This window comes from Streptomyces sp. NPDC093598 (assembly GCF_044764825.1).
Classification (GTDB): domain Bacteria; phylum Actinomycetota; class Actinomycetes; order Streptomycetales; family Streptomycetaceae; genus Streptomyces.
The window spans coordinates 112,615-132,629 of the sequence record NZ_JBIWIV010000011.1; the positions used below are offsets into that span (position 1 = coordinate 112,615).

General features: G+C 72.7%; 18 protein-coding genes and 1 riboswitch. Of the genes, 6 read left to right on the forward strand and 12 right to left on the reverse strand.

Annotation, left to right across the window (positions count from 1 at the left end; genetic code table 11):
• The first annotated feature begins 110 nt into the window (after window positions 1-110).
• Window positions 111-284 (forward strand): hypothetical protein, encoded by a 174-nt coding sequence (locus ACIRDU_RS27615; protein ID WP_181361613.1) that lies wholly within the window; start codon window positions 111-113, stop codon window positions 282-284.
• 106 nt (window positions 285-390) lie between these two features.
• On the opposite strand, the gene ACIRDU_RS27620 is transcribed toward ACIRDU_RS27615, so the two are convergent.
• Both ACIRDU_RS27620 and ACIRDU_RS27625 read right to left on the reverse strand, forming a co-directional pair.
• A complete protein-coding gene (locus ACIRDU_RS27620; RefSeq protein WP_403584011.1) occupies window positions 391-1,206 on the reverse strand; it encodes an inositol monophosphatase family protein in 816 nt (271 codons plus the stop codon).
• 8 nt (window positions 1,207-1,214) lie between these two features.
• On the reverse strand, window positions 1,215-2,342 hold the full coding sequence (locus tag ACIRDU_RS27625) for a ferrochelatase (RefSeq protein ID WP_403584013.1): 1,128 nt from the start codon (window positions 2,340-2,342) through the stop codon (window positions 1,215-1,217).
• Window positions 2,343-2,512: 170 nt separating this feature from the next.
• Here ACIRDU_RS27625 and ACIRDU_RS27630 point away from each other — a divergent pair, with 170 nt between their 5' ends.
• Both ACIRDU_RS27630 and ACIRDU_RS27635 read left to right on the forward strand, forming a co-directional pair.
• A complete protein-coding gene (locus ACIRDU_RS27630) occupies window positions 2,513-3,751 on the forward strand; it encodes an MFS transporter (RefSeq protein ID WP_403584016.1) in 1,239 nt (412 codons plus the stop codon).
• Window positions 3,711-5,030: a D-arabinono-1,4-lactone oxidase gene (locus ACIRDU_RS27635; protein ID WP_403584018.1), complete on the forward strand. Its 1,320-nt coding sequence runs from the start codon at window positions 3,711-3,713 to the stop codon at window positions 5,028-5,030. Before ACIRDU_RS27630 ends, ACIRDU_RS27635 begins: the two co-directional genes overlap by 41 nt.
• Window positions 5,031-5,062: 32 nt before the next feature.
• Here ACIRDU_RS27635 and ACIRDU_RS27640 read toward each other — a convergent pair whose 3' ends face one another.
• The gene (locus tag ACIRDU_RS27640; protein ID WP_403584021.1) at window positions 5,063-5,425 is read right to left on the reverse strand and encodes a hypothetical protein; all 363 of its coding nucleotides are present in this window, start codon (window positions 5,423-5,425) and stop codon (window positions 5,063-5,065) included.
• A 460-nt stretch (window positions 5,426-5,885) separates the two neighbouring features.
• Here ACIRDU_RS27640 and sepH point away from each other — a divergent pair, with 460 nt between their 5' ends.
• The gene (gene sepH, locus ACIRDU_RS27645; RefSeq protein WP_403584024.1) at window positions 5,886-6,920 is read left to right on the forward strand and encodes a septation protein SepH; all 1,035 of its coding nucleotides are present in this window, start codon (window positions 5,886-5,888) and stop codon (window positions 6,918-6,920) included.
• Window positions 6,921-6,983: 63 nt separating this feature from the next.
• Here sepH and ACIRDU_RS27650 read toward each other — a convergent pair whose 3' ends face one another.
• Window positions 6,984-7,835: a sulfurtransferase gene (locus tag ACIRDU_RS27650; RefSeq protein ID WP_403584026.1), complete on the reverse strand. Its 852-nt coding sequence runs from the start codon at window positions 7,833-7,835 to the stop codon at window positions 6,984-6,986.
• 251 nt (window positions 7,836-8,086) lie between these two features.
• Here ACIRDU_RS27650 and ACIRDU_RS27655 point away from each other — a divergent pair, with 251 nt between their 5' ends.
• Window positions 8,087-8,890, forward strand: a complete 804-nt coding sequence (locus tag ACIRDU_RS27655) for a VOC family protein (RefSeq protein ID WP_403584029.1) — start codon at window positions 8,087-8,089, stop codon at window positions 8,888-8,890.
• A 19-nt stretch (window positions 8,891-8,909) separates the two neighbouring features.
• On the opposite strand, the gene ACIRDU_RS27660 is transcribed toward ACIRDU_RS27655, so the two are convergent.
• The 4 genes from ACIRDU_RS27660 to ACIRDU_RS27675 are packed head-to-tail and all read right to left on the reverse strand — an operon-like array spanning window position 8,910 to window position 14,282.
• Window positions 8,910-9,560, reverse strand: a complete 651-nt coding sequence (locus ACIRDU_RS27660; RefSeq protein ID WP_403584032.1) for a thymidine kinase — start codon at window positions 9,558-9,560, stop codon at window positions 8,910-8,912.
• Between the two features lie 46 nt (window positions 9,561-9,606).
• Window positions 9,607-10,803 carry an alkaline phosphatase family protein gene (locus ACIRDU_RS27665; RefSeq protein WP_403584034.1) on the reverse strand — a complete coding sequence of 399 codons (1,197 nt, stop codon included), beginning with the start codon at window positions 10,801-10,803 and terminating at the stop codon, window positions 9,607-9,609.
• Window positions 10,803-11,390, reverse strand: a complete 588-nt coding sequence (locus ACIRDU_RS27670; RefSeq protein ID WP_283972847.1) for a DUF5998 family protein — start codon at window positions 11,388-11,390, stop codon at window positions 10,803-10,805. The genes ACIRDU_RS27665 and ACIRDU_RS27670 overlap by 1 nt, the downstream gene beginning before the upstream one ends.
• 51 nt (window positions 11,391-11,441) lie before the next feature.
• Window positions 11,442-14,282, reverse strand: a complete 2,841-nt coding sequence (locus tag ACIRDU_RS27675) for a GNAT family N-acetyltransferase (RefSeq protein ID WP_403584038.1) — start codon at window positions 14,280-14,282, stop codon at window positions 11,442-11,444.
• A 178-nt stretch (window positions 14,283-14,460) separates the two neighbouring features.
• On the opposite strand from ACIRDU_RS27675, the gene ACIRDU_RS27680 reads away from it, so the two are divergent.
• Window positions 14,461-14,742, forward strand: coding sequence for an HPr family phosphocarrier protein (locus ACIRDU_RS27680; RefSeq protein WP_003993478.1), 282 nt, complete (start codon window positions 14,461-14,463; stop codon window positions 14,740-14,742).
• Between the two features lie 161 nt (window positions 14,743-14,903).
• Here ACIRDU_RS27680 and ACIRDU_RS27685 read toward each other — a convergent pair whose 3' ends face one another.
• From ACIRDU_RS27685 to ACIRDU_RS27700, 4 genes are all read right to left on the reverse strand, one after another.
• Entirely contained in the window at window positions 14,904-15,599 is a 696-nt protein-coding gene (locus tag ACIRDU_RS27685; RefSeq protein WP_403584041.1) for a GntR family transcriptional regulator, read from the reverse strand.
• Between the two features lie 186 nt (window positions 15,600-15,785).
• Entirely contained in the window at window positions 15,786-16,574 is a 789-nt protein-coding gene (locus tag ACIRDU_RS27690; protein ID WP_403584043.1) for a M23 family metallopeptidase, read from the reverse strand.
• 12 nt (window positions 16,575-16,586) lie between these two features.
• A riboswitch (cyclic di-AMP (ydaO/yuaA leader) is annotated at window positions 16,587-16,751 on the reverse strand.
• Between the two features lie 190 nt (window positions 16,752-16,941).
• The gene (locus ACIRDU_RS27695; protein ID WP_403584046.1) at window positions 16,942-18,330 is read right to left on the reverse strand and encodes a M16 family metallopeptidase; all 1,389 of its coding nucleotides are present in this window, start codon (window positions 18,328-18,330) and stop codon (window positions 16,942-16,944) included.
• Entirely contained in the window at window positions 18,327-19,697 is a 1,371-nt protein-coding gene (locus ACIRDU_RS27700) for a M16 family metallopeptidase (RefSeq protein WP_403584048.1), read from the reverse strand. The genes ACIRDU_RS27695 and ACIRDU_RS27700 overlap by 4 nt, the downstream gene beginning before the upstream one ends.
• Window positions 19,698-20,015: the final 318 nt, after the last annotated feature.

Sequence of the window (20,015 nt, forward strand, 5' to 3'; positions counted from 1 at the left end):
CGCCGCCGCCCAGCCGAGCGGCGCTGGGCATCCACATGCGGCGTGATCGTCCCTTCCGAACGGCACACCCCCGTGCCATCGACCCACGACCCAGGACGAGGGGGCGCAGCATGGACGCATTCACCGCAGGACTTCTGCAGCGCATAAGGGCGACCGAGTCCGATCTGTCCCGGGCTCGCGACGAGGGCGACGAGTTCCTCGTCGATGTGGAGCAGGGCGAGCTCGACGACCTGCGCCGTCTCGCCGCCGAGCACGGTGTGGAGGTCGGCGCGACGAGCGTCTGATCAGGCCGTAGGAAGCGGGCCCCGGCGAATCCAGCGCCGGGGCCCGCTTCGCTGCCGCAGGGGCGCGTTCATGTGGGGTGCGGCGAGCCGTCGTCAGGCGGCGTCCTCAGTCGTGCCAGGCGCCGAAGTCCTCCAGGAGGCGCTGGAGGGGCTCGAAGACGCCGGGGGTCCCCGCCACTGCCAGATCGCCTGACGGGCGCTCTCCGGGGCGTCCACCGGTCAGCGCGCCCGCCTCCCGGGCGATCAGGTCCCCCGCCGCGAGGTCCCAGGGGTGCAGACCGCGCTCGTAGTAGCCGTCGAGGCGTCCCGCGGCCACGTCGCACAGGTCGACCGCGGCCGAGCCGCCGCGCCGGATGTCGCGCAACAGCGGGATCAGCCGCTGGGCCACGTCGGCCTGGTGGGCGCGGACGTCGGCCACGTAGTTGAAGCCGGTCGACACCAGCGCCTGGTCCAGGGGCGGCGCGGGGCGGCAGGCCAGCCGGCGCTCGCCGTCCCAGGCGCCGGTGGCCCAGGCGCCCCGGCCGCGCACGGCGTGGAACGTCTCGCCGCGCATCGGGGCCGTGACGACTCCGACGACGGTCTCGCCGTCCTGCTCGGCGGCGATGGAGACGGCCCAGGTGGGCAGCCCGTACAGGTAGTTGACCGTACCGTCGAGCGGGTCGATCACCCAGCGGACGCCGCTCGTGCCCTCCGTGGCGGCACCCTCCTCGCCCAGGACGCCGTCGTCCGGGCGGCGCTCGGCGATCAGGCCCGTGATCAGCTTCTCCGCCGCGATGTCCATCTCGGTGACGACGTCGATGGGGCTGGACTTGGTCGCCGCGACCGCGAGGTCGGCCGGACGTCCGTCCCGCAGCAGCGCGCCGGCGCGGTGGGCGGCCTGCTGGGCGAGTTCGAGCAGATCCTTGTGCAGGGGGTCGGTCACGGGGCTCCTCACGCGTAGGTGCTGTCGGCGCCCGCGGCGGCGGGCCGGGGGGCGCGGGCCGGGCAGCAGCCGACCGGGCAGAGGTTGTGGCTCGCCCCGAGGGCGCCCAGGGCGCACGGCGTGACGTCCTGCCCGCGCTCGGCGGCGGCGCGCTCCACGACGAGCTCGCGGATCGCGGCGGCGAACCTCGGGTCGGCGCCGACGGTGGCCGAGCGCCGCATCGGCAGCCCGAGCTCCTCGGCCCTGGCCTTGGCCTCCGTGTCGAGGTCGTAGAGGACCTCCATGTGGTCGGAGACGAAGCCGATGGGGGCGATGACGACGGCCGGGGCACCGGCCGCGTGCCGCTCGTCGAGGTGGTCGCAGATGTCGGGCTCCAGCCACGGGATGTGCGGGGCGCCGGAGCGGGACTGGTAGACGAGCTGCCAGGGGTGGTCGACGCCGGTGCGCTCCCGGACGGCGTCGGCGATCAGCTGCGCCACCTCCAGGTGCTGCCTCACGTACGCGCCGCCGTCGCCGTGCCCCTCGACGGGGCCGGAGGTGTCGGCGGAGGCCGTCGGGATCGAGTGCGTCGAGAAGGCGAGGTGCGCCCCGTCCCGGACGTCCTCGGGAAGCTCGGCGAGGGACCGGAGCACCCCGTCGATCATGGGTTCCAGGAAGCCCGGGTGGTTGAAGTAGTGCCGCAGCTTGTCGACCTTCGGCAGCTCCAGGCCTTCCGCCTCCAGGGCCGCGAGGGAGTCGGCGAGGTTCTCGCGGTACTGGCGGCAGCCCGAGTACGAGGCGTAGGCGCTGGTGGCGAGGACCAGGATGCGGCGGCGGCCGTCGCGGACCATCTCGCGCAGCGTGTCCGTCAGGTACGGCGCCCAGTTGCGGTTGCCCCAGTAGACCGGCAGGTCCAGGCCGTGGTCGGCGAAGTCCTTGCGCAGAGCGTCCAGCAGCGCGCGGTTCTGGTCGTTGATCGGGCTGACCCCGCCGAAGAGGAAGTAGTGCTGCCCGACTTCCTTGAGGCGTTCCTTGGGGATGCCGCGCCCACGCGTCACGTTCTCCAGGAACGGGACCACGTCGTCCGGGCCTTCCGGGCCGCCGAACGAGAGCAGGAGCAGGGCGTCGTAGGGGCTGACATCGCGCACGTCTGGCATGAGTCGATCCTGCCACCCCGCACCGACAGCCGGAAAACGGCGGGGTGACACCCGCGCGGCATGCGGGCCGGGGCGATCCGGCGCTGGGCCGAACGGGTGCATCGGGGCGTTCCGGGCCGTAAGCTGTGTCGACTGCGTTCGCAGCTTACTGAGCCTTTCGGAGACCCCCGGTGCCCAGCCCCTACCGCGCCCTGTTCGCAGCCCCAGGCTCCAAGGGTTTCTCCGCTGCGGGCTTCCTCGGCCGGATGCCGCTGTCGATGATGGGCATCGGCGTGGTCACGATGGTCTCCCAGCTCACCGGGCGGTACGGGCTGGCCGGTGGCCTGTCGGCGACCATCGCGCTGGCGGCCGCGGTGGCCGGGCCGCAGGTCTCGCGCATGGTGGACCAGTACGGGCAGCGGCGGGTGCTGCGGCCGGCCACCCTGATCTCGCTCACGGCGGCGGTTGTCCTGCTGTTCGCCGCGCACTACGGATGGCCGGACTGGGTGCTGTTCGTGGCCTGCGCCGGCATCGGGTGCGTGCCGAGCGTCGGCGCGATGATCCGGGCCCGCTGGGCGGCGCTGTACCGGGGCACCAAGCAACTGCACACCGCGTACTCCTTCGAGTCCGTGGTGGACGAGGTGTGCTTCATCTTCGGGCCCATCATCTCCATCGGCCTGTCCACGGCCTGGTTCCCGGAGGCCGGCCCGCTGCTCGCCGCCTGCTTCCTGGCCGTCGGCGTGTTCTGGCTGACGGCGCAGCGCGCCACCGAGCCCGAGCCGCACCCGCGTGAGCGGAAGGGCGGCGGCAGTGCGCTGCGTGCGCCGGGCCTTCAGGTCCTGGTGGCCACCTTCGTCGCCACCGGGGCGATCTTCGGGGCGGTCGACGTGGTCACCGTGGCCTTCGCCGACGAGGAGGGCCACAAGGCCGCGGCGAGCGTCGTCCTCGCGGTGTACGCGGCGGGTTCCTGTGTGGCGGGCATGGTCTTCGGGCTGCTGCACTTCGCCGGGGCGCCGGAACGTCGGTGGCTGCTGGGCGTATGTGCCATGGCCGTGAGTATGATCCCCCTCCTACTGGTCGGAAACTTGCCGTTTCTGGCCGTGGCGCTGTTCGTTGCGGGTCTGTCCATCGCTCCCACGATGATCACGACCATGTCCCTCATCGAAGAGCACGTACCACGCGCGCAGCTCACCGAAGGAATGACCTGGGTGAGCACCGGGCTCGCGGTGGGAGTCGCACTCGGCTCCTCCGCGGCCGGCTGGGTGATCGACGCGGCCGGGGCGCGTGCGGGGTACGGGGTTCCGGCGGTGTCCGGGGCCGTCGCGGTCGCGGTGGGTTTCCTCGGGTTCCGCCGGCTCAAGCGACCGGCACCGGGTCGGGGAGGCTCCGTTGAGCAGCACAGCGAACGGAAAGAACGGCACGTGGCGTAACTGGGGCGGCAACGTCTCGGCACGTCCCGCGCGGGAGGTCACCCCGGCCTCCGTCGACGAGCTGGCCGCCGCCGTGCGGCGGGCCGCCGAGGACGGTCTGAAGGTGAAGGCCGTCGGCGCCGGACACTCCTTCACGTCCATAGCCGCGACGGACGGTGTGTTGATCCGTCCTCACCTGTTGACCGGCATCCGCGGCATCGACCGCGAGAACATGACGGTCACGGTGGAGGCCGGCACTCCGCTCAAGAGGTTGAACATGGCCCTCGCGCGGGAGGGTCTGTCGCTCACGAACATGGGCGACATCATGGAGCAGACGGTCTCCGGGGCCACCAGCACCGGCACGCACGGCACGGGCCGCGACTCCGGGTCGATCGCCGCCCAGATCAAGGGCCTGGAGCTGGTCACCGCCGACGGCTCGGTCCTCGGCTGCTCCGAGAAGGAGAACCCGGAGATTTTCGCGGCGGCCCGCATCGGCCTCGGCGCGCTGGGCATCGTCACCGCGATCACCTTCGCCGTAGAACCGGTGTTCCTGCTCACGGCCCGCGAGGAGCCGATGCCGTTCGACAAGGTCCTGGCGGACTTCGAGGAACTCTGGGCCGAGAACGAGCACTTCGAGTTCTACTGGTTCCCGCACACCGGCAGCACCAACACCAAGCGCAACAACCGCAGCGCGGGCCCGGAGAAGCCCGTGCCGCAGCTCAAGAGCTGGTTCGAGGACGAGTTCCTCTCCAACGGCGTCTTCCAGGTGGCCAACTGGGTCGGCCGCGCGGTGCCCGCCACGATCCCCGCGATCGCGCAGATCTCCAGCAAGGCCCTGTCCGCGCGCACGTACACGGACATCCCTTACAAGGTCTTCACGTCCCCGCGCCGGGTGCGCTTCGTGGAGATGGAGTACGCCGTTCCGCGCGCGGCCGTGGTCGAGACGCTGCGTGAGCTGAAGGCGATGGTCGACCGCTCCGGCCTCCGGGTGAGCTTCCCCGTCGAGGTGCGCACCGCCCCCGCCGACGACATCACGCTGTCGACCGCCTCCGGCCGGGACAGCGCGTACATCGCCGTCCACATGTTCCAGGGCACGCCCTACCAGCGGTACTTCACGGCGGCCGAACGCATCTTCACCGCCCACGAGGGCCGTCCGCACTGGGGCAAGATCCACACACGGGACGCCGAGTACTTCTCCCGGGTGTATCCGCGCTTCGGCGAGTTCACGGCGCTGCGGGATCGCCTGGATCCTGACCGGCGGTTCCAGAACGACTACTTGCGAAGGGTGCTGGGGGCGTAGGCGACGCGCTGGGGGTGGTGTTCCCGGCGCCCTCACTCCCGGTGGCGCCCGGCGTCGGGCGGGGCCGGGCGCCGTACCGCCGCTGTCGCCGCTGTCGCGCTGTCACCGCTGGAGGGCGCGGTGGTCTCGCCCTGCGGTGCGCCGACGCCGGACGGGACGGCCGTAGGGGCGTCAGGGCTGGTGCTGCGGCCGCCGCCGAGGGTGTGGCCCGAGGCCGGCTCGTAGGTGATGATTCCGGCCATTGTCACGCCGAGGACGACGGCCGCCGCGAGCACCGGCCGCTTCCAGCGTCCGGCCCGCGCGCGGTGGACGGTGCCCTCGGTGAACTCGCCAGGCGCCGGAGGGGCTTGCCCGGCGGGCCCGGCCGCGGAGCCGGCCGCCGCTCCGGCGGCCACCGCCGTGCCGTCCTCGTGCCGTACACCCCGAAGTGCGAAGTGGACGTGTGACCGAGACCCTTTGGCTCCGATTCCGGTGATTACGTGAAGTTCCCCACGTTCAAGATCGCGGAATGGGGGCAAGGGGCGGCCAAGTCCCACCCCTTGCAAGAAGTTGGACGGCGCGCCAATCCACGCACGTGGCCCAAATGGAGTACTGTTGCGAGCCCTGGGTCCGGTCTCCCGTCAGGGTGTACAGGGCCTTCAAGGACCGCCGGGAGGGGGCTAGTTGCACAGGGTGACAGAGTTCGTCACTTAGCGTTGCGAATAGGTAACCGTGCCATAACGGCGATCCAGGGCCAGCGCCCGACACGCCGGGCAACTCGGCAAGGTTGTGGCAGGCTGCACCCGGGCAGGCCACACTCGACTAGCGGAAGCAGCGACGCACGTGACGTCGGCAGGCACCACCCGGGAGGTCCCCATGCCCGAACTGCGTGTCGTGGCCGTCTCGAATGACGGCACACGGCTGGTGCTGAAGGCTGCCGACTCTACGGAGTACACGCTTCCGATCGACGAACGCCTGCGCGCCGCCGTGCGCGGTGACCGTCCCCGCCTCGGCCAGATCGAGATCGAGGTGGAGAGCCACCTCCGCCCCCGCGACATCCAGGCGCGTATACGTGCGGGCGCGACCGCGGAAGAGGTCGCGCAGATGGCCGGCATCCCCGTCGACCGGGTGCGCCGCTTCGAGGGCCCCGTGCTCGCCGAGCGCGCCTTCATGGCCGAGCGGGCCCGCAAGACCCCGGTTCGCCGCCCCGGCGAGAACTCCGGTCCACCGCTGGGCGAGGCCGTGCAGGAGCGGCTGCTGCTGCGCGGCGCCGACAAGGACACCGTCCAGTGGGACTCGTGGCGTCGTGACGACGGCACGTGGGAGGTCCTGCTGGTCTACCGGGTCGCGGGCGAGCCGCACTCGGCGAGCTGGACGTACGACCCGCCCCGGCGGCTCGTCCAGGCCGTCGACGACGAGGCGCGCTCCCTGATCGGCGAGTCCGACGATCTGGCCGCGCCCGAGCCCAGCTTCCCGTTCGTCCCCCGGATCGCGCGGCTGCCGCGCGACAGACCGCTGGACCGCCCCGAGCGCGAGCGGCCCAGCCTGCCCGCGCAGGCGTCCGAACCGGTCGAGGAGACCACGGGCGAGCGGGACTCCCTGACCAGCCTGCTGGAGGCGGTGCCGAGCTTCCGCGGCGACCTCGTGGTCCCGGAACTCCCCCCGGCGGAGCCCGAGGAGGAGCCCGTCGTCGCCGAGGTCGAGGAGGAGGAGCCCCCTGCTCCCGCGGCCTCGGCCGGTTCCGCCTACGCGGACGTCCTCATGCCGCGATCCGTGGGAAGCCACCGCGACCGGCTCATCGGTGCCACCGACCGCCAGGCCGAGGCGGACGGCGTGCGCCCGGGCCGCAGAGCGGCCGTCCCGAGCTGGGACGAGATCGTGTTCGGGACGCGGCGCAAGAAGCAGGAGTAGCCGGGCCGGCCGCTGGACGACGAGAGCCGCGCCTTCCGGGCGCGGCCCTCTCCTCACGTCGGATCACTGCGGGTCCGGCCCGACGGCGACCGGCCGGTCCGGGTCCGAGGACCACTCCGACCACGACCCCACGTACAGCTCGGCCGGAAGGCCGGCGGCCGCCAGCGCCAGGACCTCGTGGGCGGCGGAGACCCCCGACCCGCAGTACACGCCGACCCGCGAACCCTCGGTCACGCCGAGTCCCTTGAACCGGGCCCGCAGTTCCCCGGCGGGGAGGAAGCGCCCGTCGGCCCCCACGTTCTCCGTGGTGGGCGCCGACACCGCGCCCGGGATGTGCCCGGCCACCGGGTCGATCGGCTCCACCTCACCCCGGTAGCGCTCCCCCGCCCGCGCGTCCAGCAGCACCCCTGACCGCGCCAGCGCCGCGGCGGCGTCGGCGTCGAGCAGTCCGGTCGAACCCGGCTCGGGCACGAAGTCGCCCTCCGGCGGAGCCGGCACGGACTTGTCCAACGGCCCCTCCCAGGACGGCAACCCGCCGTCGAGGACCCGCACGTCCGGGTGACCCGTCCAGCGCAGCAGCCACCACGCCCGGGCCGCCGCCCACCCCTGGCCGCCGTCGTAGACGACCACCGGCGTCCCGGACGACACGCCCGCCCGGCGCATCGCGGCACCGAAGTGCGCGAGGTCCGGCAGCGGATGCCGGCCGCCCTGGCCCGGCGCGGCGGCCAACTCCCGGTCCAGGTCGACGTAGACGGCCCCGGGGAGGTGCCCTGCCTCGTACTCGGCCCGGCCGTCGAACGGCGGCTCGCCGGCCGCCTTGGCCGCGGTGAGCTGCCAGCGGACGTCGAGCAGGACCGGCGGGTGGGCGCCCGCGAGATCCCTCGCGAGGTCGGATGCGGAGATGATGGCGTTCATGGTCCCCATCCTCGCGCACGGGGTGGCCGAGCCGTCCGTGTCCGGCTACTCTGCTCGGCCGGAGCGGGACGATCACGCGGGGTACAGGAACAAGCACATGCTGTACAGCTGAGCGACACGTGCCGACAAGCGCGCCGCAAGGGACAGCGCCCCCATATCGGGCATCCTCCCGGGCGAGGGTCGCCCCGCAGGACGGGCCCCACGAGGGCTGCGGAGAGCACGGCCACCGCGAGGCCGAGAAGAGAGTGACAATGACCGACGCACCGGGGGCCGCCGGCCCGAACGGCGAAGCGCCCGCTCGGCACACGCCCGGCACGCCCTGCTGGGTGAGCCTGATGGTGCACGGCCCGGCCGCGACCGAGGAGTTCTACGGAGCGCTGTTCGGCTGGGAGTTCCAGCCGGGCCCCCAGCAACTCGGCCCGTATGTGCGCGCGCTGCTCGACGGGCGCGAGGTGGCCGGCATCGGCCGGCTGCCGCCGGACCGCCATCTGCCCATCGCGTGGACGCCCTACTTCGCCTCGGAGAACGTGGATCTGACGGCCGAGACGGTTCGCAGCCGTGGCGGCACGATCGGCGTGGGCCCGCTCGACGCCGGCTACGCCGGCCGCCTGGCGATCGGCTCCGACCCGTCGGGCGCGGTCTTCGGCATCTGGCAGGCCGCCGCGCACTTCGGCACCGCCGTCTCGGGCGTTCCCGGCACACCCGCCTGGAACGAGCTGCTGACCTTCGAGTCGGCGAACGTCGCCAAGTTCTACCGAACGGTGTTCGGCTACGAGGAGGAGCCGGTGGTGTCCGCCGACTCCGACTACGTGACCCTGCACCTCGGCGGCGGGCCCGTCGCCGGCATCCACGGCCTCGGGCGCGCCCTGCCCCGCGACCGGGGAGCGCACTGGGTCACGTACTTCCAGGTCGCCGACGTCGACGACGCCGCGGACCATCTCGTCCACCTGGGCGGGCACGTCCTCGAGCCGGTGCACGACACCCCCTACGGGCGGGTGGCGAGGGTGGCGGATCCGGAGGGGGCGCGGTTCGCGCTGCTTGAACGGCCGAGCTGACGGCCCGGCGAGCCGCGGCTCAGGCGGACGTCACCGGCAGCACGTCCGGGGACAGGGCCGCCGCGTGGGCCGTCGCCGCGGTCATCCGGCGGCGGTGGTGACGGCGGCACAGGACCTCGTAACCGACCTCGTCGGCGGAGTGGGTGACGTCGCCGACGACCACTTGGGCACCCTCGACGACCATCACCCCGCCTATCGTGCGGGCGTTGTGCGTGGCGCGGGCTCCGCACCAGCACAACGCCTCGACCTGGAGCACCTCGACCCGGTCGGCCAGTTCCACCAGCCGCTGCGAACCGGGGAACAGCTTGGAGCGGAAGTCGGTCGTGATGCCGAAGGCGTAGACGTCGAGGCTCAGGTCGTCGACCACACGCGCGAGTTGGTCGATCTGCTCCGGCGCGAGGAACTGCGCCTCGTCGGCGATCACGTAGTCGGCCCGGCCGCCCTGCGAGAGGTGGTCGACGAGGTGGCCGTAGAGGTCCTGCCCGTCCCCGACCTCCACCGCGTCCGTGACCAGGCCCAGGCGCGAGGACAGCTTGCCCTCGCCGGCGCGGTCGTCGCGCGAGAAGATCATGCCTTGCAGGCCGCGCGCCGAGCGGTTGTGCTCGATCTGGAGAGCCAGCGTCGACTTCCCGCAGTCCATCGTTCCGCAGAAGAACACCAGCTCGGGCATGGAAAGTTGAGCACCTTTCGGCGTGGAAGGTCGGGGTGGGGCTGTTTCAGGAGCGTACTTCGAGCAGGGGGACCAGCTGCTCGGCGGGTGTCATGGAACCGTGGTTGCCGACCATCGCCGACTCCTTCGGCTCCCGCTCGGAGGCGATGAGCAGGACGTCGTCACGCGCGGCGGCGACCACGTCACCGATCCGGCCGTACACCCGTTCGTCGATCCGTGGGCCGAACCAGCCCGCCGCGATGGCCTCGTCGCGTGAGGCGACCCAGAACTGCTCGCCGAGCACCTCGCGCCAGCAGGTCAGGACGTCGTTCGCGGCGCCGGGCACCGCGTAGACGTGGCGGGCGCGGCCCTCGCCGCCGAGCAGGGCGACTCCGGCGCTGAGCTCCCAGTCCTCGTCGAAGTCGATGCGGTGCTGCTCGTCGAAGGGCACGTCGATCATGCCGTGGTCGGCGGTGATGTAGAGGGCGCTGCGCGGCGGCAGTTGCTCGGCCAGGCGCTGGACCAGGCGGTCGGCGTACATGAGCTGGCCGCGCCAGGTGTCGGAGTCGACGCCGTAGCGGTGACCGGCGCCGTCGACCTCGGCGAAGTACGTGTACACCAGGGAGCGGTCGCCCGCGGCCAGTTGCTCGGCCGCCAGGTCCATACGGTCCTCGCCGGTCAGCCGCCCCAGGAACGTTCCGCCACTGAGCGCGACCTTGGTCAGGGGGGTGTTCTCGAAGGTAGGGGACGACACCTGCGCGGCGTGCACTCCGGCCGCGTGCGCCAGCTGGAAGACGGTGGGGTACGGCTGCCAGGGGCCGGGCGGGGTCCACGGCTGCCAGCGCAGCTGGTTCATCAGCGCGCCGGTGTCGGGGTTGCGCACGGTGTAGCCGGGCAGGCCGTGCGCGCCGGGCGGCAGGCCGGTGCCGACAGAGGCGAGGGAGGTCGCCGTGGTCGCCGGATAGCCGGCGGTGAGCGGACGCCCGGTGCCGCCCCGCGAGGTGGCGAGCAGGGACGTCATGAAGGGGGCGTCCTCGGGATGCGCCTTCAGCTGCTCCCAGCCGAGGCCGTCGATCAGGAACACGCAGTTCCGGTCGGCGGGGGTCAGCTCGGTGATCGTGGCGCCCATGCCCGGTACGCCCAGGCCTGCGGCCAGGGTGGGCAGGAGGTCGGCGAGCGATCCGCTGCCGTACTCCGGGACCGGTGCGGAGGCGACGGTGAGCGGTTCGGGGTGGTCGTCCCAGACCATCTTGGGCTGTGCCATCAGCGGGTGGTGTCCGCGGTCGCCTCGGAGAGGGCCTGCGCGAAGGCGAGCGCCTCGCGCACGGTCTCCGGTCCGTCCCCGGCCTCGCTGACGCGCAGGCTGAGGTCGTCCGCCGTCGAGTTGCCGGTGTAGCCGTGGTCGGCCTCGCAGTTGGGGTCGCCGCAGGCGGCCGGCTCCAGGTCGATGCGGGAGACGGCGCCCCAGCCGATGGTGAGGACGACCTCGCGGGGCAGGGTGCCCGGCTTGTACGACTCCGGGTTGGCTACCACACGGCTGACCACGATCGAGGAGATGCGGCCGATCTTCACGGACTCCGTGGACGTCGTGGCGTACGGCGTCGGGGAGGTGCTGTCGGCGGCCTGCTCGTCGGTGTGGCTGACGATGAAGCGGTTGTCGGTGAGGACGAGCACCGTCACGTGCCGCCGCACCTCGTTCTGGTCGAACGTCGTCTCCTGGTGGACCAGGTACGACCGGATGGGCTCGCCGCCCACGGCGGCCTCCACCGCCTCGGCCACGAGGGCCGGGTAGTAGCCGCTGCGCTCGATCGCCGCCCGCAGCCCCTGGGTCGTCGTACTGGTCTTGGCCATGACGCCCATCCTACGGGGGACCACTGACTGCGAGGGACAGCTCGCCCCCAGTCAGTACGCGGGGAGCGTTCGCGGGCCGAGGTCGTCGCGGGCGGGCGGGGGCGCGAGGCGGACGGAGGCACCCAGGACGCTCAGGCCGTGCGAGGCGACGACGACCGGCTCCAGGGTGACCGCGACGACCTCAGGATGGTCGTCGACCAGCCGGGACACCCGCAGCAGCAGCTCCTCCAGGGCGCGGGTGTCGGCCGGTGCGGAGCCGCGCCAGCCGAACAGCAGGGGGGCGGTGCGGATCGAACGCACCAGCGAGGTCGCCTCCCGGTCGGTGACCGGGATCAGCCGGTGCGCGGTGTCCCCGAGCAGCTGGGAGGCGGCCCCGGCGAGCCCGAAGGAGAGCACGGCCCCGGCCGCGGGGTCGATGACGGCCCGTACGACGACGTCGACGCCGCGCGGCGCCATCCGCTGCACCACCGGCCGCAGCTCCTCCGGCGCGCCGAACAGCTCGGTCAACTCGGCGTACGACCGGCGCAGTTGGTCCTCGTCCGCGAGGTCGAGGCGGACGCCGCCCAGGTCGGCGCGGTGCCTGAGGTGCGGGGCGGTGGCCTTGAGGGCCACGGGGTAGCCGAGCGCACGGGCTGCTTCTACGGCGGCGTCGGGGGTCGGGGCGGGCAGGGCGCGGTGGACCTGGACGCCGTAGTGGCCGAGGAGGTCGCAGGTGTCGTCCGCGCCGAGCGTGAGCCCCTGCCCGCGCGCGAGCAGGCCGTCGATCAGCCCGGCGGCGCCCTTCTCGTCGATGTCCTCGTACTCGGGCACCTTGCCGGGGTCGACGGCGTCGCGCCGCCACTGCGCGTAGGCGACGGCCTGGCCGAGGGCGCGGACGGCCCGCTCGGCGGCGGGGTAGGCGGGGATGAGGTGGGCGTCCTCGGAGGCCTCCGCGGGGCCTTGCACCTCCGGGGCTGGGGGTCGTTGCCCGGTGGATGCCGGGCGCGGGGCGTTGGGGGGAGCGTTGTCCGCTGCGGCCTGCGGTGCCGTGCTGGCCGCCGCCGACAGGGCCTCCGCCAGGCCGCCGAGCTCCACGTGGACCACCAGGACCGGCTTGGCCGGGGCCGCGGCCGAGGCCGAGCGCAGGGCCTGCGCGAGGGCGGCGTCCCCGACCGAGCCCTCACCCACCGCCGGTATCGCGGTGACGACGACCGCGTCGCACCGGTCGTCGGCCAGTGCCCGGGACAGGGCCGCGTGGAAGTCCGCCGCGGAGGCGGCGGTGGTCAGGTCCTGCGGGGGGTGCGGTCGCAGGCCCTCGGCCAGGCACGCGTCGTACGTGAGCAGGCCGAGCGACTCGGAGTTGCCCAGGATCGCCACCCTGGGCCCGGCGGGCAGGGGCTGGCGGGCGAGCAGCAGGCCCGCGTCCACCAGCTCGGTGATGGTGTCGACCCTGATGACTCCGGCCTGCCGCAGCAGCGCCGAGACGGTCGCGTGCGGCAGCCGGGTCGCCCGCACGGCGTGCCCCTGGGGAGCGGCACCGTGCCGGGCGCCCTGGACGACGACCAGGGGCTTGGCGGCGGCGGTGCGGCGAGCGAGGCGGGTGAACTTGCGGGGGTTGCCGATGGACTCCAGGTACATGAGGACGACGTCGGTGTCGGGGTCCTCGTACCAGTACTGCAGGACATCGTTGCCGGAGACGTCGGCGCGGTTGCCGGAGGAGACGAAGGTGGAGACGCCGGTCACGCCCGTGACGCCGCCACCGCGCCGGTGCAGCCGGGAGAGCAGGGCGATGCCGATGGCGCCGGACTGGGCGAACAGACCGATCCGGCCCGGGCGCGGCACCTCGGGGGCGAGGGAGGCGTTGAGCCGTACCCGGGGGGAGGTGTTGATGATGCCGAAGGCGTTCGGCCCGATGATCCGCATGCCGTACGTACGCGCGTGCCGTACGAGTGCGCGCTGGCGTTCGCGCCCCTCGGGGCCGCTCTCGGCGTACCCGGCGGAGACCACGACCAGCCCCTGTACGCCGTGTTCGCCGCACTCGGTGACGACCTCGGGGACGTGCTCGGCCGGTACGGCGACGACGGCGAGGTCGACCGGGCCGTCGATGTCCCGCACCGAGCGGTGGGCGGGCACCCCCTCGAGCTCCTGCTGCCCCTCGGGGAGGGCTTTGTTCACCGCGTAGAGGCGGCCGTTGTACCCGGCGTCCCGGATGTTGCCGAGGACGCTGCGGCCCACACCGCCGGGTGCGCGGCCGGCCCCGATGACGGCGACCGAGCCGGGCGCGAGCAGCCGCTGCACGGAACGCGCCTCGGCCCGCTGTTCGCGCGCGTACTGCACGGCGAGGGAGCGGTCGGTGGGTTCGAGGTCGAACTCCAGACGGACGACGCCGTCCTCGAAGCTGCGCTTCTGGGTGTAGCCGGCGTCCGTGAACACCTTGATCATCTTGGTGTTGGCGGGCAGCACCTCTGCGGCGAACCGGCGGATGCCGCGCTCGCGGGCGACGGCGCCGATGTGTTCGAGCAGGGCGGAGGCGACTCCGCGGCCCTGGTGGGCGTCCTGCACGAGGAAGGCGACCTCGGCCTCGTCGGCGGGTGCGGACGCGGGCGTTCCGTCCGCGCCGATCCGGTCGTAGCGTACGGTGGCGATGAACTCGCCGCCGACGGTGGCCGCGAGTCCCACCCGGTCCACAAAGTCGTGGTGCGTGAAGCGGTGGACGTCCTTGGCGGACAGGCGAGGGTACGGCGCGAAGAAGCGGTAGTACTTCGACTCGTCGGAGACCTGCTCGTAGAAGCTGACCAGGCGATCGGCGTCATCAACGGTGATGGGCCGGATGCGCGCGGTACCCCCGTCGCGCAGCACCACGTCGGCTTCCCAGTGGGCGGGATACTCGTGCCGGTCCGGCGAGGTCTGCATGGGCCCCAGAGTACGGCTAGCGTCCGACAGTGGCGCGAGGCAGTCTGTGGTGGGCGTCAGTCGGGTCGAGGCCGCGATCCGACGGCACCCCGGGGCGGTCTTCGAGACCGCTCCCGGCGCAGCTTCACGATATGGGAAACTGGTCTAGACAACCCTGAACACCGAAGGGCAGCAACACATGGCTGAGCGCCGCGTCAACGTCGGCTGGGCCGAGGGTCTCCACGCCCGCCCCGCCTCCATCTTCGTCCGAGCCGCCACGGCCGCAGGCGTCCCGGTGACGATCGCCAAGGCAGACGGCAACCCCGTCAACGCGGCCTCGATGCTGGCCGTCCTGGGCCTCGGCGCCCAGGGCGGCGAGGAGATCGTCCTCGCCTCCGACGCCGAGGGCGCGGACGCCGCCCTGGACCGGCTGGCCAAGCTGGTCTCCGAGGGTCTCGAGGAACTGCCCGAGACCGTCTGATTTCCCGAGCGCCTGATCCGGCGCACAACGAAGGGCTCGTCCGAATTCATTGGGCGGGCCCTTCGCCATTCCCGGACGGTAGAGGCTGGGAATTCCTCGATTTCGGGCAGCGGAAATAGGCCCCCGGGAATTTACTGCTCTCTTTGTATACGGCTGCCGTGTTAATGCCGCAGGCTCGCCGTGTTTACGGGATGTTGCGAGTTCCTCACACGGTCGGCGCGCTCCCCGGCGGAGCCGAGGCGCAGGCGGTGCGCGCCCGTCGCGCGCTCGGTGTGCAGCGCCGTGACCGCCCGCGCGCGCTCGGCGTCCCCGCGCGCCACCGCGTCCACGATCGCGCCGTGCTCGGTCCAGGACTCCACCGGACTGAGCGGCGCCTCCACGGCGTACATCCAGGCGATCTTGTGGCGGAGCTGGGTGAGCATCGAGGTCAGCGCGGGACTGCCGGAGGCCTGGGCGAGCGTCTCGTGGAACCAGCCGCCCAGGGAGCGCAGATCGTCGCTGTTGCCCCGGCGGGCCCGGTCCTGGCCCAGCCGGACCAGGCCGCGCAGGACCTTCAGATGCGCTTCGGTGCGGCGCTGGGCGGCGCGGGCGGCGCCCAGCGGCTCCAGCAGCATGCGCATCTCCAGCAGGTCGGCGGCCTCCTGCTCGGTGGGTTCGGCCACGCACGCGCCCGCGTGCCGCCGGGTCACCACGAAGCCCTCGGCCTCCAGGGTGCGCAGCGCCTCCCGGACGGGGACCCGCGAGACGCCGTAGCGGCGCGCGAGGAGTTCCTCGGTGAGCCGGCTGCCGCGCGCGTGGACACCGGCGACGATGTCGTCCCGGATGGCCGTGCACACCGAGTGCGCGGGAATACGCATGACCGACCTCCGCTTAATCCCCGTGAAACGCCGGCGAGCGGCGCGTGTTCCGTGACTCTATTGCAATGAGCCGGAATTTCCGACGGCAGGCGGGAATCCATGGATATTTTTTGGACAGCGCGCCGCCGTAAACGCGAAAGCCCCGGCTCGGTGAGCCGGGGCTTCGGAGACGCCGAGAGGTGTCGGTCAGACGTTCACGCCGTGCGAGCGGAGGTAGGCGACCGGGTCGATGTCCGAGCCGTACTCGGGGCTCGTGCGGGCCTCGAAGTGCAGGTGCGGCCCCGTGACGTTGCCGGTCGCGCCGGACAGGCCGATCTGCTGGCCGGGGGTGACCTGCTGGCCCACCGAGACGCCGACGGAGGACAGGTGGCCGTACTGGGTGTACGTCCCGTCGTTCATCTTGATCACGATCTGGTTGCCGTACGAGCCGCCCCAGCCGGCCTCGACGACGGTGCCCGCGCCGACCGCGTGGACGGAGGTGCCGGTGGCCGCGTGGAAGTCGACACCGGTGTGGCTGCCGGAGGACCACAGGCCGCTGCTGGCCTTGTAGCCGGTGGAGACGTACGAGCCGGAGATCGGGGCCACGTAGGCGTTGAGGCGCTTGCGCTCGGCCTCGCGGGCGGCGCGCTCCTTGGCCTCGCGGGCCTTCTCGGCCGCTTCCTTGGCCCTCTCGGCCAACTCGGCGGCCCGCTTGCGCGCGGCCTCCTCGGCCTTCCGCTTGGCGGCGGCCTCGTCGGCGGCCTGCTGCTGCGCGATGGCCTGGGCGTCGATCTGCTGGGCCACGGTGTCGCCCATGGTGACGACCGGGGTGAGGCCGGTCTGCTCGGGGCTGGGCTCGGCGGCGAAGGCCGCGGGGGCCGCCACGGTGCCGATCACGCCGGTGGTGGCGAGGGCCGCGACGCCCGCCGCGCGGGCGGTGCCGCGCTGGATCCTGCTGGGACGACGGTGCTTCCCGGTGGCGCGAGTGAACGCCATGTAGTGGCTGGTCCTTTCCTTCCCTCTCGCCTACCGGGTTAGCTGACGGGTTCGGAGCAGGAAGGTCTCCTACGGACTCCCTCGCGGCTCGCGCGGGCGTCCGATTCACCCCAGGGACTGCGGTGGGTCCCCGGCTCCCCTGGCTCGCGCCGTACGGGGACTCGGCGATGACTGTCCGGTGCCGCGGGTGCGGCGCACTGCCTGACGAACAGCCCGGATGACGCTAAGCGGCACCACTTTCAATTCCCAAACGGATCCCGGCTTTTGTAGCGCATCCCACAGGGCAGACAGGCAACCTCCGTACCAATTCGGGCATAAAGGGGCCCTGGTGCCTTGGAAGACAACCAGGGCCCCTACGCGCGTGCCGCTACTCGGCGGCGACGACGGTGACTTCGCCGATGCCGAGGGCCTCCACCGGCGCCTTGATCTGCGCCGCGTCACCGACGAGGACGGTCACCAGACGGTCGACCGGGAAGGCGCTCACGGCCGCCGCGGTGGCCTCCACGGTGCCGGTGGCGGCGAGCTGCCGGTACAGGGCGGCCTGGTAGTCGTCGGGCAGGTGCTGCTCGACCTGGTCGGCCAGCGTGCTCGCGACGGCCGCCGCCGTCTCGTACTTGAGCGGCGCCACGCCGACCAGGTTCTGCACGGCGACGTCCCGCTCGGCGTCGGTCAGGCCTTCGGCGGCGAGGGTGCGCAGCACCGTCCAGAGGTCCTCCAGCGCGGGGCCGGTGTTGGGCGTGTCGACGGAACCGCTGATGGCGAGCATCGCGGCACCCGTGCCGTCCGGGGCGGACCTGAGGACCTGGCCGAAAGCCCGCACGCCGTAGGTGTAGCCCTTCTCCTCGCGCAGGACGCGGTCCAGGCGGGAGGTGAGGGTGCCGCCGAGGCAGTACGTGCCGAGCACCTGCGCGGGCCACACACGGTCGTGCCGGTCCGGGCCGATCCGGCCGATCAGCAGCTGCGTCTGGACCGCGCCCGGGCGGTCCACGATAACGACCCGGCCGGTGTCGTCGGCGGTCACCGGCGGCACCGGGCGCGGCTCGGCCGAGGAGCCCGTCCAGGCGCCCAGCGTGTCCCCGAGCAGGGCGTCGAGGTCGATGCCGGTGAGGTCACCGACGACCACGGCGGTGGCCGTGGCGGGGCGGACGTGCTTCTCGTAGAAGCCGCGTACGGCCGCGGAGTCGATCGCGGCGACCGTCTCCTCGGTGCCCTGCCGGGGCCGCGACATGCGCGAGCTTGCCGGGAACAGCTCCTTGGAGAGCTCCTTGGCGGCGCGACGGGAGGGGTTGGCCAGCTCGTGCGGGATCTCGTCGAGGCGGTTGCGGACCAGCCGCTCGACCTCGCTGTCGGCGAACGCGGGCGCCCTCAGGGCGTCGGCGATCAGGCCCAGTCCCTTGGCGAGCCGGGAGGCCGGCACCTCCAGGCTGAGCCGGACGCCGGGGTGGTCGGCATGCGCGTCGAGGGTGGCGCCGGCGCGCTCCAGCTCGGCGGCGAACTCCTCGGCGGAGTGCTTGTCGGTGCCCTCGGAGAAGGCCCGGGCCATGATCGTGGCCACGCCGTCGAGGCCGGCCGGCTCGGCGTCCAGGGGGGCGTCCAGCAGCACCTCCACGGCGACGACCTGCTGGCCGGGGCGGTGGCAGCGCAGCACCGTCAGGCCGTTGTCGAGCGTGCCGCGGTCGGGGGCCGGGAAGGCCCAGGGCCGGGCGTCACCCGCCTGCGGCCGGGGGTGGAAGTCCATCGTGGCGAGCTCGGTCACTTGGCCGCCTCCTCGTTCTCGTCGGTGGCCGCGGCTGCGATGTCCTCGGCGTCGTCGGTCTCGTCGGCGACGGGCTCGTAGACGAGCACCGCGCGGTTGTCGGGCCGCAGGCGGGCCTTGGCGACCTCCTGGACCTCCTCCGCCGTGATCTCCAGCACACGGTGGACGGCGGTCAGGGCGAGCTGCGGGTCGCCGAACAGCACGGCGTACCGGCACAGTTCGTCGGCGCGGCCCGCGACCGTGCCGAGCCGGTCCAGCCACTCGCGCTCCAGCTGTGCCTGGGCGCGCTCCATCTCCTCGGCCGTGGGGCCCTCCTCGGCGAACCGGGCGAGCTCCTCGTCGATGGCGGTCTCGATGACCGGGACCTCCACGTCACCGGACGTCTTCACGTCCAGCCACCCCAGGGAGGGCGCACCGGCGAGCCGCAGCAGGCCGAAGCCGGCCGCCACGGCCGTACGGTCGCGCCGCACGAGCCGGTTGTAGAGGCGGGAGGACTCGCCGCCGCCGAGGACGGTGAGGGCCAGGTCGGCCGCGTCGCACGCGCGCGTGCCGTCGTGCGGCAGCCGGTAGGCGGCCATCAGGGCGCGCGCCGGGACCTCCTCCTCGACGACCTCGCGCAGCTGCTCGCCGATGGTCTCCGGCAGCGAGCCGTCGCGCGGGGCGGGCTTGCCGTCGTGACCGGGGATGGAACCGAAGTACTTCTCCACCCAGGCGAGGGTCTGCTCCGGGTCGATGTCGCCGACCACGGAGAGCACGGCGTTGTTCGGCGCGTAGTAGGTGCGGAAGAACGCGCGCGCGTCCTCCAGGGTCGCCGCGTCCAGGTCGGCCATGGAGCCGATCGGGGTGTGGTGGTAGGGGTGGCCCTCCGGGTAGGCGAGGGCCGTCAGCTTCTCGAAGGCGGTGCCGTACGGCACGTTGTCGTAGCGCTGGCGGCGCTCGTTCTTGACGACGTCGCGCTGGTTCTCCATCGACTCGTCGTCGAGCGCGGCCAGCAGGGAGCCCATGCGGTCGGCCTCCAGCCAGAGGGCGAGCTCCAGCTGGTGGGCGGGCATGGTCTCGAAGTAGTTGGTCCGCTCGAAGCTGGTCGTGCCGTTCAGCGAGCCGCCCGCACCCTGGACGAACTCGAAGTGGCCGTTGCCCTTGACCTGGGCGGAACCCTGGAACATCAAGTGCTCGAAAAGGTGAGCCAGGCCGGTACGCCCCTTGACTTCGTGGCGTGAGCCGACGTCGTACCAGAGGCACACCGCCGCGACCGGGGTCAGGTGGTCCTCGGAGAGCACCACGCGCAGGCCGTTGGCCAGGCGGTGCTCGGTCGCTGTCAGGCCCCCGGAGCCTGCCTGGGCTGTGGCCGTGTGACCCATGGGCATGTACGTCCCTTCGATCGCTGAGCGGTTGTTCAGACCGCGGATTCCTGCCGGTCCTGCCACTGTATGCAAGCGTGCGAGGCCCTGGTGAAGTTCCCGGCGGCGACCTGGGCCCGACAGCGCGAGAGGCGTCCTGAACCGGGCCCTGGTCCCGGTTGTCAGTGCGGCGGTCCACAATGGTCGGCGTCAGATCCGGATCGCAGCAACATGAGCGAGCCGCAGGGGCGGTCGGTGACGAGAGGGCGAGCGCGCGGAGGCCCGAAGGGCTGAGCACGGTCGACGTCTCGTGACGGACGTGAACACCCCGTAGGCGAGCGACCA

Excerpts from the sequence above, each read along its gene's own strand:
- ACIRDU_RS27670 (WP_283972847.1), bottom strand. The coding sequence starts at position 11,390 with ATGGCCAAGACCAGTACGACGACCCAGGGGCTGCGGGCGGCGATCGAG.
- ACIRDU_RS27650 (WP_403584026.1), bottom strand. The coding sequence starts at position 7,835 with ATGAACGCCATCATCTCCGCATCCGACCTCGCGAGGGATCTCGCGGGC.
- ACIRDU_RS27685 (WP_403584041.1), bottom strand. The coding sequence starts at position 15,599 with ATGCGTATTCCCGCGCACTCGGTGTGCACGGCCATCCGGGACGACATC.
- ACIRDU_RS27625 (WP_403584013.1), bottom strand. The coding sequence starts at position 2,342 with ATGCCAGACGTGCGCGATGTCAGCCCCTACGACGCCCTGCTCCTGCTC.
- sepH (WP_403584024.1), top strand. The coding sequence starts at position 5,886 with ATGCCCGAACTGCGTGTCGTGGCCGTCTCGAATGACGGCACACGGCTG.
- ACIRDU_RS27690 (WP_403584043.1), bottom strand. The coding sequence starts at position 16,574 with ATGGCGTTCACTCGCGCCACCGGGAAGCACCGTCGTCCCAGCAGGATC.
- ACIRDU_RS27675 (WP_403584038.1), bottom strand. The coding sequence starts at position 14,282 with ATGCAGACCTCGCCGGACCGGCACGAGTATCCCGCCCACTGGGAAGCC.
- ACIRDU_RS27665 (WP_403584034.1), bottom strand. The coding sequence starts at position 10,803 with ATGGCACAGCCCAAGATGGTCTGGGACGACCACCCCGAACCGCTCACC.
- ACIRDU_RS27615 (WP_181361613.1), top strand. The coding sequence starts at position 111 with ATGGACGCATTCACCGCAGGACTTCTGCAGCGCATAAGGGCGACCGAG.
- ACIRDU_RS27700 (WP_403584048.1), bottom strand. The coding sequence starts at position 19,697 with ATGCCCATGGGTCACACGGCCACAGCCCAGGCAGGCTCCGGGGGCCTG.
- ACIRDU_RS27680 (WP_003993478.1), top strand. The coding sequence starts at position 14,461 with ATGGCTGAGCGCCGCGTCAACGTCGGCTGGGCCGAGGGTCTCCACGCC.
- ACIRDU_RS27660 (WP_403584032.1), bottom strand. The coding sequence starts at position 9,560 with ATGCCCGAGCTGGTGTTCTTCTGCGGAACGATGGACTGCGGGAAGTCG.
- ACIRDU_RS27655 (WP_403584029.1), top strand. The coding sequence starts at position 8,087 with ATGACCGACGCACCGGGGGCCGCCGGCCCGAACGGCGAAGCGCCCGCT.